This is a genomic window from Streptomyces sp. NPDC085927 (assembly GCF_044540975.1).
Lineage (GTDB): Bacteria > Actinomycetota > Actinomycetes > Streptomycetales > Streptomycetaceae > Streptomyces > Streptomyces hirsutus.
Genome location: NZ_JBITSN010000005.1, coordinates 553552 through 568827, shown reverse-complemented (window position 1 = coordinate 568827; position 15276 = coordinate 553552). Strand labels below are relative to the sequence as shown.

Sequence of the window (15276 nt, the reverse complement as noted above, 5' to 3'; positions counted from 1 at the left end):
ACCCCGATCAGGCGTTCCGGGCCGTGCTCTGCACGAACTCCTCGGCATGCGCGCCGACGACCCTTCCCTGAACGCCACCCGCAGCCGCCTTGGACACCTCGCCCGTCAAGGCTTCCTCACCCAACCCGGACGAGGTCACTACTGGAAAACGGACTTAACGCCGCTCTTCGCGGACTGGAATCGGCACGGCCGCCGGCCGCCACTCTCGCCTGACCAACCCGAACACCCACGAGTCGGATACCTCGCCGTTCACCACGCAGTCCTCCCGCAACGTCCCTTCACGCACGAATCCGGTCTTCTCCAGAACCCGGGCAGATGCCACGTTGCGCGTATCGGTCTCGGCCTGAACTCGATTCAGGTCCAGTGTGTCGAATGCCCACTGCAGCAAGGCGTGCGCGGCCTCCGTCGCATAGCCGTGGCCCCACATCGCCTCGTCGAGGACATAGCCCAACGACGCGCTGCGGTAGTCCGGGTTCCATCCGGTCAGACCGCACCAGCCGACGAAGGCCCCATCAGAAGCGCGGTCGATGGCCACCCGGGCCCCGGTGCCTTCGTCCGCCATCTTCCGGCACATGTTGATGAAGCGCTCGGCGCGGGCCCGTTCGTTCCACGGCGGGGAGTCCCAGTAGCGCATCACGTAGGTGCTGCTGTGCAGCGCGAAGAGCAGGTCCGCGTCGGCGTCGGTGAAGGGGCGCAGTCGCAGGCGAGCGGTGTGCAGCATGGGGGTGGCCAAAGTCATGCGCACCATCCTGTGTCCTCATGGGGCGGGCAGAACACCGAATATCCGATCCCGGTCCGGCCCTCACGACCAAGGCACCGCCTACCAGCAGATCGTGCATGCGACGACCCAGACATGCACGTCACCCGTAGCCACCTCTGACGCCAAGGCTTCCTCACCCAACCCGGACCAGGCCACTACTAGAAACGGACTTAACACCCTCTCAGTGGTTGCCCAAGTCGGCGCTCTCGCACGGTCGGCGGTGGTTGCGGCATGGTGATCGGTCGTGCTGCTGAGACTGGCGTTGCCTTTGCCGATAACCCTATCTGCGCAGGTCATGCGACATGCTCATACTCGTGGAGAACGCCGCCGAGGCGATCGGATCGTCGTATGTCGAGGCGGGCTGTCTCGTCCGGATCCGCGATCGGCGCCGGCAAGGGGTTCAGCGGGCGGGCGTTCGCGATGCCCTGGTGAGGCCGGTGGGAGTTGTAGAACTTCTCGAACTCGCGCAGGACATGGAGCAGGTGCCGCTGGTTCCAGATCAAGATGCGGTCCAGCAGTTCGCCCCGACAGGTCTGCACCCACCTCTCCATGATCGAGTTCATTCTCGGCATCCGGACTCCCGTCAGCATGACCTCGACCCCCGCGTCGAACAGGGAGGAGAACTTGCCGTCCCGGTCCCGGATCAGGAACCGCGCCCGACAGCCGGTGTCCTCGAGGTCCATGACGAGGTTCTTCGCCGCCTGTGCCACCCAGGCGGCGGTCGGGTGCGCGGTTGCGCCCAGCACCCGGATCCGCCGGGTGGCGTGCTCGATCACCGCGAAGACGTACAGCCGCGTCCCGGTCAACGTGACCGTTTCGAAGAAGTCGCACGCGAGCAGGGCCTCGGCCTGCGAGCGCAGGAAGTCCGCCCAGGTACTCGAGCTCCGTTCGGGTGACGGGTCGATCCCGGCCTCCTTGAGGATTTCCCAGACGGTGGAGGCGGCCACCTTCACACCGAGGACCAGCAGCTCACCGTGGACGCGCCTATACCCCCAGCCGGGATTTTCCCTTGCCAGGTGCAGGACGAGGGCGCGGATGGAGCGCACGGTCCGTGGCCGGCCCGGGCGCTTCGGCCTGGACTGGTCGGCATGCCGACGCGTGACCAGGTCGCGATGCCGGCGAAGCACCGTGTCCGGCCGCACCAGCAGCCGCAGCCTGCGCAGCACATCTCGCGGCAGCCGGTGCAGCAGCGCAGCGAGGAACGCCCGGTCGGTCGGCGTGAACCGCACCCGTCCCCCGCCCAGTTGGCGCTCCAGTACGGTGATTTGGTGGCGCAGCGTCAGGATCTCGACGACCTTGTCCCGGTCGCTCATCGGCAGCAAGCGCAGCATCGCGAACGCGTTCGTTACACCGAGGTAGGCCAGTCGCAGCAGCATGGCGGATCATCATGCTGCGGTGATCACTAACCGTGCGAGGACCCCCGGTGCCATCAGCCACAGCTGGCATACACCAGACCCCGCACATGGCTCCCACCAGGGCGGACGAGTTTTCGGCAAGGGCAGGGCCGACATGGCGCGAGTTCCTGACCGCGCAAGCCGAGGGCCTCCTCGCATGCGACTTCCTACACATCGACCTGGCCGGCCTGCGCCGGGTCTACGCGCTGGGCTTCCTCGAGCACGGCACGCGCCGCCTGCACATCGCTGGTGTGACCGCGCACCCGACCGGGCAGTGGGCCGTGCACCAGGCCCGCAACCTCGCCGTCGAGCCGGGCCTGCGCCTGGAGTCACTGCGCTTCCTGACCCGCGACCGGGACGCGAAGTACACCGAGTCCTTCGATGCGGTCTTCGCAGCCGACGGCATCAAGGCCGTGTGGACCGCGCCGCGGGATCCTCGGATGAACGCACACTGTGAACGGGTCGTCGGAACCCTCCGGCGTGAAGTCCTCGACCACCTGCTGATCTGGAACGAGACCCATGCCCGCCAGGTCCTGAACGTCTACGCCCGACACTACAACTGCCATCCCCCACATCAGGCTCGGGGACAACTTCCGCCCCTCGCGCAGGAGCACCCGGCACCCAAGACCGACCTGACTGCACACCGAGTCCTCCGCCGCCGAGTACTCGGCGGCGTCATCAACGAGTACAGGTACGCCGTCTGATCAGCGGTGACGAGTTTCCGAACGGCACAGGCGCGCGCACGGGCTCTTGACCGTCTCGCCGGGAGGGCCTAGCTTCCAGGCAGAAAGCGCTTGCCGTCCTGTTGCGCCGTCGCCTCCCGGCCTGCGCCCCGGCCGGCCGAAGGAGTTCCCCATGGCGAGCAGGGCCGACACATCCGTCGCGTACGACGGCCTGCCCGGCGGGATCGGCGTCTCCCGGCTGCGGGTGTACGACTGGCCGGCCGCCGACGGCCTGCGCGGCGGCACGCCCCATGTCCATCTGAGCTGTTCGGAGGGGTACGCCGTGACCGGCGGCCGGGGCACGGTGCAGACCCTGACGGCATCCGGGTTCGAGCAGACCGAGCTGACGCCGGGCGCGCTGGTGTGGTTCACACCGGGCACGATCCACCGGCTGGTCAACGAGGGAGACCTGACCATCGTCGTGCTGATGCAGAACTGCGGTCTGCCGGAGGCGGGCGACGCGGTGCTGACGCTGCCGCCGCGTCTGCTCGCCGACCTCGTCGCCTACCGTGCGGCCGTCACCCTGCCGGAGGCGGGCTCCGAGGAGGAGTTGGAAGCCGCGGCCCGCCACCGCCGCGATCTGGCCCTTGAGGGTTTCGCGGCACTGCGCAAGGCGACCGAGGCCGGGGATCCGGAGCCGCTGGCGGCGTTCTACCGGGCCGCCGCGGCGCTGGTGCGGCCACTGGTCGGCCGGTGGCGCGGACGCTGGCGGGACGGGGCGGCCGCCGCGTCCGCGGCGACCGGCGCACAGCTCGACCGCCTCGAGCGCGGCGACGCGGGCCATCTTGCGCAGGCGAGACTGCGGACCGAACAGCCCACCGCCCGGGGCCGGTTCGGTATGTGCGGCCGCCTCGACGTGTACGACACCGGCTGAGCGACGGCGCCCCGGTCCCGGCCCGGCCGCCTCACTCCCCCGAGGGCGCCAGGAGCTTCCTGGACTCCAGGTAGTCGCGCGCCACGTCCTCCGGCAGCCGCCGCCAGTTGTCGACCTGCTCGTTGAGCCGTGCCAGGTCGGCTGTGGTGAGGACGGTGTTGAGCGCGGCCAGTGCACGAGTGGCGCCTTGTCCGCCCGCCTCCAGACGGAACATGGGCATGCCCCATGCGAGCTTCTCGATCGCTCCGGGCAGACCGAGCGCGATCCTTCGTACATCGTCGGCAGCGGCCATGGCGCAACCGTACGACCCGCCACCGACAGGGCCCCAACTGCCGTGCCACACTGCGCGCTTCCGACCCATTGACCCCCCGCAACGCCGGAACCTACGCTGTGCGGCGTATCCAGAAAGCGCTTTCTCAGCCTGCGGCAGGAACTACCAGCACCGGGAGCGCCATGACTGATCATCACCCCAGACGGCATGAACGGCCGAGAGCCCTTCGCACCGCAACCTCCCCCGTCTCCGTCATCACCGCACTGCTGGCGCTGCTCCTCGGCCTCGGAGTGACCCTGTCACCCCGTGCCGAAGCAGCGCCCTACCGCGTACTCGTCTTCTCCAAGGTCACCAACTTCACCCACGACTCGATCCCCGCCGGTATCGAGGCCGTCAAGAAGCTCGGCAGCGAGAACGGCTTCGAGGTCGAGGCCACCGACGACGCCTCGGCGTTCACCGACGTGAACCTCGCCCGCTTCCAGGCGATAGTCTTCAACAACACCAACTCCACCCCGGAAAGCGGCGACCTCCTCGACGCCGCACAGCGGACCGCACTGCAGAAGTACGTCCGGGGCGGTGGCGGATGGGTCGGCCTGCACGCCGCCTCCGCGAGCGAGCGCGACTGGGACTGGTACGAGGGCCTGGTCGGAGCGATCTTCGACAAGCACCCGGCGGTGCAGACCGGCCGGGTGAAGGTGCTCGACCGCTCGCACCCCTCCACCGAGGGCCTTCCCGAACTCTGGGAGCGCACGGAGGAGTGGTACAACTGGCGCACCAACCCGACCGGCAAGGTGCACACGCTCGCGCAGGTCAAGGTGCGTGACGGGGTCACCGGCCTCGACGAGGGCGTCGACCAGCCGTATTCCTGGTGCCAGAACTACGACGGCGGACGCTCCTGGTTCACCGCCGGCGGCCACGCCGATTCCGCCTTCCAGGAGCCGGACTTCCTGAAGCACCTGCTGGGCGGCATCCAGTGGGCGGCGGGCAACAAGCCCGGTGACTGCACGGCCGGCAAGACCGGCGCCTTCCAGCGCACCCCGCTGGCCACCAGCGACCTCGCCGACCCGTTCGAGCTGGCCGTGGCACCCGACCGCCGGGTCTTCTTCATCGAGCGCACCGGCAAGGTGAAGGTCATCGACCAGTCGACGCTCAAGGTCGCGACCGCGCTGGACTTCGAGTACACGCCCGAGATGACGAGTCAGTCGGACGGCCTGCTGGGACTCGCCCTCGACCCGGACTTCGGCGAGAACAACTGGCTGTACCTGCTGAACTCCGACAAGACCGAGAAACAGCTCAACGTCTCCCGCTTCACCGTCTCCGGCAGCACCATCGACCCTGCGTCCGAGAAGCGGCTGCTCACCATCCCCACCTTCCGCGGCGAGGGCCGGGCCAACTCCCACATGGCGGGCTCGCTCGCCTTCGACAAGGACGGCAGCCTGTATGTCGCCACCGGCGACAACACCGACCCGTTCGCGTCCGACGGCTTCACACCCATCGACGAGGGTGACGGCCGCCGCGCCTGGGACGCCCAGGCCACCTCGGGCAACACCAACGACCTGCGGGGCAAGATCCTTCGCATCACGCCCCAGGACGACGGCACGTACGCCGTGCCCGAGGGCAACCTCTTCGCGCCCGGCACCGAGAAGACCCGTGCCGAGATCTACGCCATGGGTATGCGCAACCCGTTCCGGATCACCACCGACCCCGTCAGCGGTGCGCTGCTGGTCGGCGACTACGGCCCCGACGCCCGTGCAGCCAGGCCCGACCGCGGGCCGGAGGGCACCGTCGAGTACATGCGGATCACGAAGGCGGGCAACTTCGGCTGGCCGTACTGCGTCGGCGACAACACCCCGTTCAACGACTACGACTTCCAGACGCAGATGTCGGGACCGAAGTTCGACTGCGCGAACCTCGTCAACGAATCGCCGAACAACACGGGTCTGACGAATCTCCCGCCGGCCCAGCCGGCCACGGTCTGGTACGCCTACTCGGCCTCCGCCGAGTTCCCCGAACTCGGCACCGGTGGCGGCGGCCCCATGGGCGGCCCGGTCTACGACCACGACCCCGCCAACACCTACCAGGGCAAGTTCCCGGCGGCGTTCGAGGGCAAGTGGTTCAACTACGAACTGACCCGCAAGTGGTTCAAGACCTTCTCCATCCAGCAGCAGGACCAGACGTTCACCGACCCACGCTTCGAGCCGGTGAAGACCGGGGACCTGCACTCCATCAACACCGTCTTCGGTGACATGACGTGGAACCAGCCCTTCGACGCCGAGTTCGGACCGGACGGCGCGATGTACGTCATCGACTTCGGACTCGGCAGCGGCACCGGCCGGGGCGGCAGCAACGAGGGCTCCGGCATCTACCGCATCGACTACGTGGCCGACAACCGGCTGCCCACGGCCAAGGCGACGGCCACCCCCGACAGCGGTTCCGTCCCGCTGACCGTCCAGTTCTCCAGCGAGGGCTCCGGACTGCCCGACGGCAAGCCCGTGACGTACGCCTGGGACTTCGACGGCAACGGGACGACCGACTCGACCGAGGCGAACCCGACCCATGTGTACAAGGAGAAGGGCCGCTTCACCGCCCGGCTCACCGCCACCGGACCCGGCGACCTGCCGGGCCTCGCCGTCCAGGACATCACCGTCGGCAACACCCGGCCCGAGGTCACCATCCAGCAGCCGCCGAACGGCGGGATGTTCAGCTTCGGCGACACCATCCCCTTCACCGTGAAGGTCAAGGACAAGGAGGACGGCAAACGGATCGACTGCTCCCGTGTCGTCGTGCAGTCGCAGCTCGGACACGACTCCCATCTCCATCCGCTGGACAACTACACCGGCTGTACGGGCGAGATCGTGACCGACGCCGGTGACAGCCACGGCCCCGGCCAGAACCTCTACTACGGCATCACCGCCCAGTACGAGGACAAGGCGGCACCTGGCGTGCCCGCCCTGACCGGGTCGGCCTCGCTGACGCTGCGCACCAACTTCCGTGAGGCGGAGCACATGACATCGACCGGCGGAGCGCACGCCGGCGCGGTCGTGAGCAGCCGCACCGACGCCTCCGGCGGCAGGCGGCTCAGTGAGATCGAGCACGGCGACTGGATCAGCTTCGACCCGGTCAACCTCAAGGGCATCGACTCCGTGACCTTGGGGGCCGGTTCTGGCGGCATCGGCGGGACCGTGGAGTTCCGTGCCGGATCGCCGACCGGCAAGCTGCTCGGCAAGGTGACCGTGCCGGCCACCGGCGGCTGGGGCAACGTCGTCTCCCCGACGACCGCACTGGCCGATCTCGGCGGCACGACCAAGCTGTACGCGGTCTTCACCAACCCGAAGTGGGCCGCGGACAAGGCCGACCTGTTCGCCGTGGACTGGTTGCACTTCAACGGGCCCGGCGTGGAGAAGCACCAAGGCGCCAAGGTGACCGTCAAGGCCAGGCCGGCTACCGGGAAGGCACCGCTCGCCGTCCAGCTGTCCGGCGGTGTCCGTCTGCCCGACGGCCGTACCGCCGCCTCGTACCACTGGGACTTCGGCGACAACGCCCGGCCCGCGGGCGAGGAGACCGCGAAGGCCGCCCACACCTATGCCCGCCCGGGCACGTACACCGCCCGGCTCACGGTCACCGACGACAAGGGTGACACGACCACCGGCTCCGTCCGAATCAACGTCGGCTGATGTGAAGGAGATCCGGATGAACGGCACCAGACGTGCATTCCTCGGCAAGGCCCTCGGCGTCGCCGCCGCGGGCGTGGCACTCACCGCTGCCGGTCCCGTCGCCCACGCCGCCGAGGCGAACGGCACGGCCGCACAGCGCCGCCGCCGCATCCCGCGCTCCGGGATCGGCATGCACCTCTACACCATGCGCTCCGCGCTGGCGGCGGACTTCAAGGGGACCCTCGCGCGGCTCGAGGAGATCGGCTACGCGACGGTCGGCGTGAGCGGCCGGCACGGCAACAGCGCGGCCGCGATCCGCTCCATGCTCGACGAGACACATCTGCGGGCGGTCCTGGAGCACGTCGATTACAACACCGTACGGGGCAGCGGACTGCCGCAGGCCCTCGACGACATCCGGACCCTGGGCGCCCGGTGGATCGTCGTGCCCAGCCTGCCGGCGGCGATGCACACACCGACCGGATTCCGGGAGGCGGCCAGGGAGTTCAACAAGGCGGGGCTCGCGGCCCGCGAGGCGGGGCTCGGCCCGCTGCTGTTCCACAACCACGGCGCCGACCACCAAGTGGTCGACGGCGAGAACCTGTACGACATCCTGCTGCGCGAGACGGACCCCCACCTGGTCGGCTTCGAGCTGGACGTCTACTGGGCGGCCAAGGGCGGCGGCAGCGACCCGCAGGACCTGTTCGTGGAGCACCGCCGCCGCTTCCCGGTACTGCACGTCAAGGACATGGCCGCGGACGGCTCGATCGCCGACGTCGGGTCCGGGGTGCTGGACTTCGCAGCGATGTTCGACACGGCGCACAGCGGTGGTGTGAAGCAGTGGCTGGTGGAGCACGACGCACCGGCCGACCCGTTCGCCACCGCACAGAACAGCTACACGTACCTGGCGAACCTGAGGTACTGACCAGCCCGTACGAAGGAGCCCCGCACCATCCCTGGGATGGTGCGGGGCTCCTTCGCTCCCCGGAAAGCTCAGTCCGCCGCGGAGACCGCGCCGAGCAGGCCGCGGATGTGGGTGGTGGCCTCCCGGAACTCGGGCCGTCCCATCGTCTCCGTGTAGTCGCGTTCCGGGGGCAGGCCCACGTCGATGATCTCGGTGATGGTGCCGGGCCTGGGACTCATCACCACCACCTGGTCGGCAAGGTAGCAGGCCTCGGAGATGGAGTGGGTGACCAGGAGCACGGTGGTGCCGGTCTCCCGCCAGATGCGGTTGAGTTCGGTGTTCATCTGCTCGCGGGTGAGCGCGTCGAGCGCGCCGAACGGCTCGTCCATCAGCAGGACGGGCGGCTCGTGCAGCAGGGCGCGGCACAGGGCGACGCGCTGCTGCATACCGCCGGACAGTTCGTGCGGCAGCGCGTCCTCGAAGCCGCTCAGGCCGGTCATCGCGATGAGTTCGTCGGCGCGCCGGCGCCCCAGCTCCGCCGGCATCTTCCGCATCTCCGCCTGCAGCAGGATGTTGCGGCGCGCCGAACGCCACTCCAGCAGGGCCGCACGCTGGAAGACGTAGCCGATGTCGTGGCGCGCCCCCTGCACCCGCTCGCCATTCAGCAGCACATCGCCCGCGGACGGCTTCAGAAGCCCGGCGACCAGCTTGAGCAGCGTCGACTTGCCGCATCCGGACGGGCCGACGATCGCGACGAACTGCCCCATGGGCACCTCGAGATCGATGTCGGTCAACGCGGTCACGTCGCGGTTCTTGGTGCGGAAGCGGACGGCGACGTCCTTGATGCCGACCGCCGCTGTGCTGCCGGGCCCGCTGCTCTGACCGTCCTTCGGCACTTCCGGCTCCCGCACGGTGGTGTTTCTGGGCATCGTCATCCCTTCATCGCGGTGGCTCTGTCCCAGTACTCGGCCACGGCCTTGGGGCTGCTCACCAGTCCGGCCTCGGCGAAGACGTCGATGGTCTGCTGCCAGTCGGCCTCGATGTTGACGCCCGGCGCCTTGCCCTGCGTCGACTCGGTGTGCAGGAGCGTGAGCGTCGTGGCGAACTGCTCGGACAGGACCTCCTTCGGCGGGAGCTGCTCACTCGCGCCCTCCATCGAGGCGACGGCCGGCTCCGGTGCCTTCTCCGCGGCAGCGAAGGATTCGCTGACCGCCTTCGCCATGCGCTGGGCGAGATCCTTCTTGCCGGCGAGGACCTTCTGGCCGGCGATGAGGCCGTTGGAGTAGAAGTTCAGCCCGTTCTCGGAGAAGCGCAGGTACGAGACCGGCTTCTTGGCCTTGTTCTGCATGGTGGGCCCCTGGTCGCTGGCGTAACCGAGCAGTCCGTCGGTCTTGCCGGAGATCACGGCGGCGATCTTGCCGGCCGGGTCCGTGTTCTGAACCTTCACGTCGGACTCAGCGAGGCCGTTCTTCTTCAGGAAGATGGGGAACGTCTTGGAGAGCGCGTCGCCGGCGGTGCCCGCGATGGTCCTGCCCTTGAGGTCGGCGGGGCTGTTGATGCCCTGCGACTCGAAGAACTGCACCGACGCCGGAGTGGTCTGCAGGAAGACGCCGAGGCTCTTGACCTTGACGCCCGCGTCGACACCGGACAGGACGGCGGGCGTGTCGGCCCAGCCGAAGTCGGTCTGTCCGGCACCGGTGGCCTGCACCGTCTTCTGGGAGCCCTGGCCGGCGCGGATCTCGAGGTCGATGCCGTGATTCTCGAAGATCTTCTGCTGCTTGCCGTGGTAGAACGGCGCGTGTTCGCCGTACGGGTACCAGTTGAGCGTCAGCGTCACCTTGTCCAGCTCCTCACCGGAGGAGCTGGACGATGTGTCCGAGCCTTCCTCCCCGCAGGCCGTGGCGACCAGAAGCAGCGGTACGAGGCCGGTCAGAAGCAGTCTGCGCGCAGTCATGGCTGATCCTTCTCGTGAGCTTGGGGCATGTGGCCGGTCATCAGGTCAGTACGTGGTGGTGCCGCCGGTCTCGCGGCGGCTGGCGTGCCACGGGAGCAGCAACTTCTCGGCGATCTCGACGAGGACGAAGAGGACGACGCCGATCAGGGACATCACCAGCAGGCCGGCGAAGAGCATCGGGGTGTCGAGATTGCCATTGGCCTGGAGGATCACATAGCCGAGCCCCTCGTTGGCGCCGACGAACTCGCCGACGACCGCGCCCGTCACGGCGAGCGTCACCGCGACCTTGAGGCCGGAGAACAGATGTGGCAGCGAGGCGGGCATGCGGATCTTGACAAAGGTCTGCCAGGGGCTCGCGCCCATGGTCGAGGAGAGCTGGAGCATCTCCGGGTCGACCGCCTTGAGTCCCGTCACCATGGAGATGACGACGGGGAAGAAGGCGATCAGCACCGCGATGAGGATCTTCGGTGCGATGCCGAAGCCCAGCCACACGACGAACAGCGGGGCGATGGCGATCTTCGGCACGACCTGGGCGAACAGCAGGATCGGGTAGAGGGTCTTCTCGACGGTGGCCGAGTAGACCATCACCACGGCGGCGAACACCCCGACGACGACGGCGATCAGGAAGCCGAGGAGCGTCTCGTAGGTGGTCACCCACGTGTGCTGCCAGATGTAGTCGGCCTTCCCGGTCAGCACGTCGAGCGTCGCGCCGGGCGAGGGGACGAGGTAGGGCTCGACCAGTTCGGCGGCGGCGATCACCCACCAGGCGGCGAAGCACGCGAGCAGCAGGGCGGCGGGGCGCCAGCTCTGCTCGAGCAGCCGCGACGTCCGCTCCCCCGCGCTCGGGCTGTTCCGCCTGTCGACTCCCGCCACCTGCGCGGGTGGTGCTTTGATGGCACTCTGACTCACGGTCAACTCCTGGGTCTCCGGAGCGGTCGGGAAGAGCCGTCCGGACCGGCCGGGTCCATCGAGCTCTCTGCCTCTGCGAGAAAACGCTTTCAGAAAGCGCTTTCTGATACAGTGCGGCCACGCTAATGAGTGCCAGTCCGCACGGTCAATAGGTCGTCCCGAAGTTTCGGGGGGTCAAGTGAGTGAACGGGAACCACAGGCTCATGTGACGCTGGACGCCGTCGCCCGCAGAGCGGGCGTGTCCCTCGCAACGGCGTCACGAGCCCTGAACGGCACCACCCGGGTCCGTGAGGACCTGCGCAGCCGGGTACGCGCGGCCGCCGACCAGCTGGGCTACATCCCCAACGCCCATGCCCAGGCACTCGCCAGCGCGTCGAACAACACCGTGGGCCTGATCTGCCACGACGTGGGCGACCCCTACTTCGCCGCGATCGCCGCCGGCGTGATGCGCGCAGCCGCGGAGAAGGACCTGCTGGTGATGCTGGCCAGCACCTTCCGCGAACCGGCCCGCGAGATCGCATACGTGTCCACACTGCGCGCCCAGCGGGCCCGCGCCATCCTGCTGATCGGCTCCGGCTTCCAGGACCGGGCCTGGGAGCGGGCGCTCGCCGCGGAACTCGAGCCGTACGTGCGCGCGGGCGGACGCGTCGCGGTCGTCAGCCGGCACCGCAGCCTGCGGGTCGACGCCGTGCTGCCGGAGAACCGGGGCGGCGCCTCGGCCCTGGCCCGGGCGCTGCTCGACCTGGGGCACCGGGAGTTCGCGGTACTCACCGGACCGCCCTCGCTGACCACGGTCTCCGACCGGCTCGCCGGCTTCCGGGACGAACTGGCGCGGGCCGGTGTCACCCTGGCGCCCGAGCGGATCGTGCGCGGGCCCTTCACCCGCGAAGGCGGATACACGGCGGCACGAGCGCTGCTCGCCCGCGGCGAACGGCCCACCTGCGTCTTCGCGGTGACCGACGTGATGGCCGTGGGCGCGCTCGCCGCCTTCCGGGAACGGGGCGTACATGTGCCGGAGGACATCTCGCTGGCCGGCTTCGACGACATCCCCCTCGTGAGGGAACTCTCACCGCCGCTCACGACGGTCGCCCTCCCGCTCACCGCCATGGGGCAGGAGGTGATGGCACTCGCCCTGCGCGAGCCGCGCGGGCCCCGGTCACGGGTGCTGAGGATGGGCGGTGAGGTCGTCCTGCGCGCCAGCGTCGCTCCCCCGCCGCCGCGGCCGGCCAGGGCCGACGGGGCCGCGCACTGACACTGCGGGTGCCGGATCATCATCCGGCCCGTTCAGCGGGCGCTGTCACGTTGTTGGGTGTGTGAGTGCCTGACGGTGTGTCGGGGGTGGTGGGGGTCGGGTTTCGGGCCGGTGCTCAGGCTGCGGCAGGCTGGCCGGCGGCGCCGGTGACCTGGTCCCAGACGGCGAAGCGGACGGTCATCTCGGTGCGGTAGCCGGGGGCGGTCATCAGGTGGCCGCGGGGCCGGAAATGGGGTGAGATGCCGCTGAACGCGGCCAGGAACTGCTGGGCTCCGCCGACAGAGCGGAAGCCCTTCATCGCGCGTTCGCGTTGCCGGGTGGGCTGGTGGGAGTTCTCGGCCCGGTTGTTCAGTCCGTTGTGGGAACGGTGCTCGACCGAGTGCATCAGCTCCTGGTGGGCGGTGCCGTAGGAGCGGAGCTTGTCGGTGACCATGACCCTGGGCACCCGCTGCTGCTTCTTCATGAGCTTGGCCAGGAACCGCTTGGCAGCCTTGGTGTTCCGCCTCGACTGGACCAGGATGTCCGGGACGTTGCCGTCCTGGTCGACGGCCCGCCACAGGTACTTCTGCTCTCCGTTGATCCTGACGAACACCTCGTCCAGGTGCCATGTGTCCCCGGGCCGGGGCCACCGGCGGCACAGTCCGTTCGCGTAGGCCTGGCCGAACTTGGCGGACCAGCGGCGGACGGTCTCGTAGGAGACGAGGACGCCGCGCTCGAGCATCAGCTCCTCGACCTCGCGGTAGGACATACGTCTCTGTCTCGGCGACGGCCGGCGTAGAACCTGCGCAAACGGGGTGACTCGTCGTCGATCGGTTCAGGGTGCAGCACACGCGAGCAACAGTCGCCAGTGCCATACGCATCGGCCATCGGACAGCCTGCTGATAGGCCTGCGAGTTCGGGCGGCACACGCGGTCGGCATGGAGCCGTGTGAAGGTCACCTCGCTGAACACCTTCAGAGTGAAACAGCAGGTCACAGCCATCTTCGCATTGTGATTCTCAGTGGAATGGATAGGCGATTATCAGATTTCTGCATCAACAGTTCTCATATCATGTCTGAAGCAACCCCGTGCCTCTCCTACATCTAGCGGGCCATGGAGCCATCTCAAATGACATCGGAATGAGGATCGTCCATGGCAGGGAAGTGAGAGTCAGCAAGCACGGGATCAACGAGCACAGTCCGCCCGTCTACGTGACTGGAAGGCCCTCACCCCGCCCGGTACACCCACGGCGGCTTCATCGCTCCTACCCACCGCGCAAGCCCTCTTCCGGATGCGTAATACTCTCTGTATGAAGCCGAGTGTTACACCCACGCCTGGTGCGAACGCCGTACGACAGGCCGTCGCCCGGGACGCCAAGCGGCTCACGCGGCTCGTACGCGGCTCACGCGCCTACAAGGGCCCGTACGCGGCGATGGTCGCGGGCTACCGCGTCGGTCCCGACTACATCGAGGCCCACCGGGTCTTTGTGGCCGTCGACACCGATGATCCCGCGGGCGGGGTGCTCGGTTTCTATTCACTGGTCCTCGCGCCGCCGGAGCTGGACCTGCTCTTCGTCGCCGACGGGTCGCAGCGCCGCGGCATCGGGCGGCTACTCGTCGAGCACATGAAGTCCGAGGCGCGCGCGGCGGGGCTGGACCGTGTCCGCGTCGTGTCGCATCCTCCGGCCGAGGGGTTCTACCGCAGCGTGGGCGCGCTGCTCACCGGAACCGTCTCCGCGAACCCGCCTGCGGTGGCGTGGGACCGGCCCGAACTGGAGTTTTTGATCCCGTAACTGCCGACCAGGCCCACTTGCCGCGGGCACTGTCACGTGGGCGAATGGCGTGGGAGGATCTTTGAGTTGCTCATGGCGGAGGGGGATCGTCGTGGGGAGCTCGGCGCCGTCGCACAAGGGGCACCGGCACCCGGTGGAGATCTTTTCCCACTGCATGTGGCTGCATTTCCGCTGCCCACTGTCGTTCCGGGAGGTCGAGGAGCTGATGCTCGAGCGTGGCGTCCTCGTCTCCTACGAGACCGTCCGCCGCTGGTGTGCGAAGTTCGGCCAGGCCTGCGCGAACGGCCTGTGCCGCCGACGGCCCCGGCCCGGGGGCAAGTGGCACCTGGACAAGGTCTGCATCAAGATCAACAGCGAGCTGAAGTACCTGTGGCGCGCCGTGGACGCCGACGGCACCGTACTCGACATCCCTGTCCAGAGCCGCCGGGACAAGGCCGCGGCCCAGCGCTTCTTCCGCAAACTGCTCAAAAAAGACCTGCTCGGTGCCGCGGGTGATGGTCACCGACAAGCTGTGCTCCTACGGCACCGCCCACCGGGAGCTGATGCCCTCCGTCGAGCACCGCTCCCACAAAGGCCTGAACAACCGGACCGCGAACTCCCACCAGCCCACCCGGCAACGCGAACGCACCATGAAGGGCTTCCGCAGTACCGGCGGGGCGCAGCGGTTCCTAGCCGCGTTCAGCGGCATCTCACCCCACTTCCGGCCCCGCCGCCACCTGATGACCGCCCCCGGCTACCGCACCGAGATGACCGTCCGCTTCGCCATCTGGGACCAGGTCACCGGCGCCGCCAGCCAGCCCGCCGCAGCCTGAGCAC

Annotated in this window: 11 protein-coding genes and 3 pseudogenes; 7 read left to right on the top strand and 7 right to left on the bottom strand. The window is 68.6% G+C overall.

Features of this window, described 5'->3' with window-relative positions; genetic code table 11:
• Positions 1–154: 154 nt before the first annotated feature.
• Complete coding sequence (locus ACIF80_RS17255) at positions 155–739, bottom strand: GNAT family N-acetyltransferase (RefSeq protein WP_399805234.1); 585 nt, start codon at positions 737–739, stop codon at positions 155–157.
• Between the two features lie 314 nt (positions 740–1053).
• A complete protein-coding gene (locus ACIF80_RS17250) occupies positions 1054–2136 on the bottom strand; it encodes an integrase core domain-containing protein (RefSeq protein ID WP_399805232.1) in 1083 nt (360 codons plus the stop codon).
• A 119-nt stretch (positions 2137–2255) separates the two neighbouring features.
• Here ACIF80_RS17250 and ACIF80_RS17245 point away from each other — a divergent pair.
• Together ACIF80_RS17245 and ACIF80_RS17240 are read left to right on the top strand one after the other, a co-directional pair.
• Positions 2256–2858 (top strand): annotated as a pseudogene (locus ACIF80_RS17245) (integrase core domain-containing protein); the annotation flags it as partial.
• Positions 2859–3009: 151 nt separating this feature from the next.
• Complete coding sequence (locus ACIF80_RS17240; RefSeq protein ID WP_399805229.1) at positions 3010–3750, top strand: cupin domain-containing protein; 741 nt, start codon at positions 3010–3012, stop codon at positions 3748–3750.
• 31 nt (positions 3751–3781) lie between these two features.
• Here the strand turns inward: ACIF80_RS17240 and ACIF80_RS17235 are convergent.
• Positions 3782–3958 (bottom strand): annotated as a pseudogene (locus ACIF80_RS17235) (glycine betaine ABC transporter substrate-binding protein); the annotation flags it as partial.
• A 245-nt stretch (positions 3959–4203) separates the two neighbouring features.
• On the opposite strand from ACIF80_RS17235, the gene ACIF80_RS17230 reads away from it, so the two are divergent.
• Both ACIF80_RS17230 and ACIF80_RS17225 read left to right on the top strand, forming a co-directional pair.
• Entirely contained in the window at positions 4204–7695 is a 3492-nt protein-coding gene (locus tag ACIF80_RS17230) for a ThuA domain-containing protein (RefSeq protein ID WP_399805226.1), read from the top strand.
• Between the two features lie 16 nt (positions 7696–7711).
• Positions 7712–8596, top strand: a complete 885-nt coding sequence (locus ACIF80_RS17225) for a sugar phosphate isomerase/epimerase family protein (protein ID WP_399805223.1) — start codon at positions 7712–7714, stop codon at positions 8594–8596.
• 68 nt (positions 8597–8664) lie between these two features.
• Here the strand turns inward: ACIF80_RS17225 and ACIF80_RS17220 are convergent, their stop codons facing one another.
• The 3 genes from ACIF80_RS17220 to ACIF80_RS17210 are packed head-to-tail and all read right to left on the bottom strand — an operon-like array spanning position 8665 to position 11438.
• Complete coding sequence (locus ACIF80_RS17220) at positions 8665–9510, bottom strand: ABC transporter ATP-binding protein (protein WP_399805220.1); 846 nt, start codon at positions 9508–9510, stop codon at positions 8665–8667.
• Positions 9507–10529, bottom strand: a complete 1023-nt coding sequence (locus ACIF80_RS17215; protein ID WP_399805217.1) for an ABC transporter substrate-binding protein — start codon at positions 10527–10529, stop codon at positions 9507–9509. Before ACIF80_RS17215 ends, ACIF80_RS17220 begins: the two co-directional genes overlap by 4 nt.
• A 45-nt stretch (positions 10530–10574) precedes the next feature.
• Entirely contained in the window at positions 10575–11438 is an 864-nt protein-coding gene (locus ACIF80_RS17210) for an ABC transporter permease (protein ID WP_399805214.1), read from the bottom strand.
• 205 nt (positions 11439–11643) lie between these two features.
• Between ACIF80_RS17210 and ACIF80_RS17205 the strand changes: the two genes are divergently transcribed.
• On the top strand, positions 11644–12690 hold the full coding sequence (locus tag ACIF80_RS17205) for a LacI family DNA-binding transcriptional regulator (RefSeq protein ID WP_399805319.1): 1047 nt from the start codon (positions 11644–11646) through the stop codon (positions 12688–12690).
• Between the two features lie 115 nt (positions 12691–12805).
• On the opposite strand, the gene ACIF80_RS17200 is transcribed toward ACIF80_RS17205, so the two are convergent.
• On the bottom strand, positions 12806–13438 hold the full coding sequence (locus ACIF80_RS17200; RefSeq protein ID WP_399805212.1) for an IS6 family transposase: 633 nt from the start codon (positions 13436–13438) through the stop codon (positions 12806–12808).
• Between the two features lie 539 nt (positions 13439–13977).
• On the opposite strand from ACIF80_RS17200, the gene ACIF80_RS17195 reads away from it, so the two are divergent.
• Entirely contained in the window at positions 13978–14460 is a 483-nt protein-coding gene (locus ACIF80_RS17195; protein ID WP_399805210.1) for a GNAT family N-acetyltransferase, read from the top strand.
• 154 nt (positions 14461–14614) lie between these two features.
• Positions 14615–15272, top strand: a pseudogene (locus ACIF80_RS17190) (IS6 family transposase).
• Positions 15273–15276: the final 4 nt, after the last annotated feature.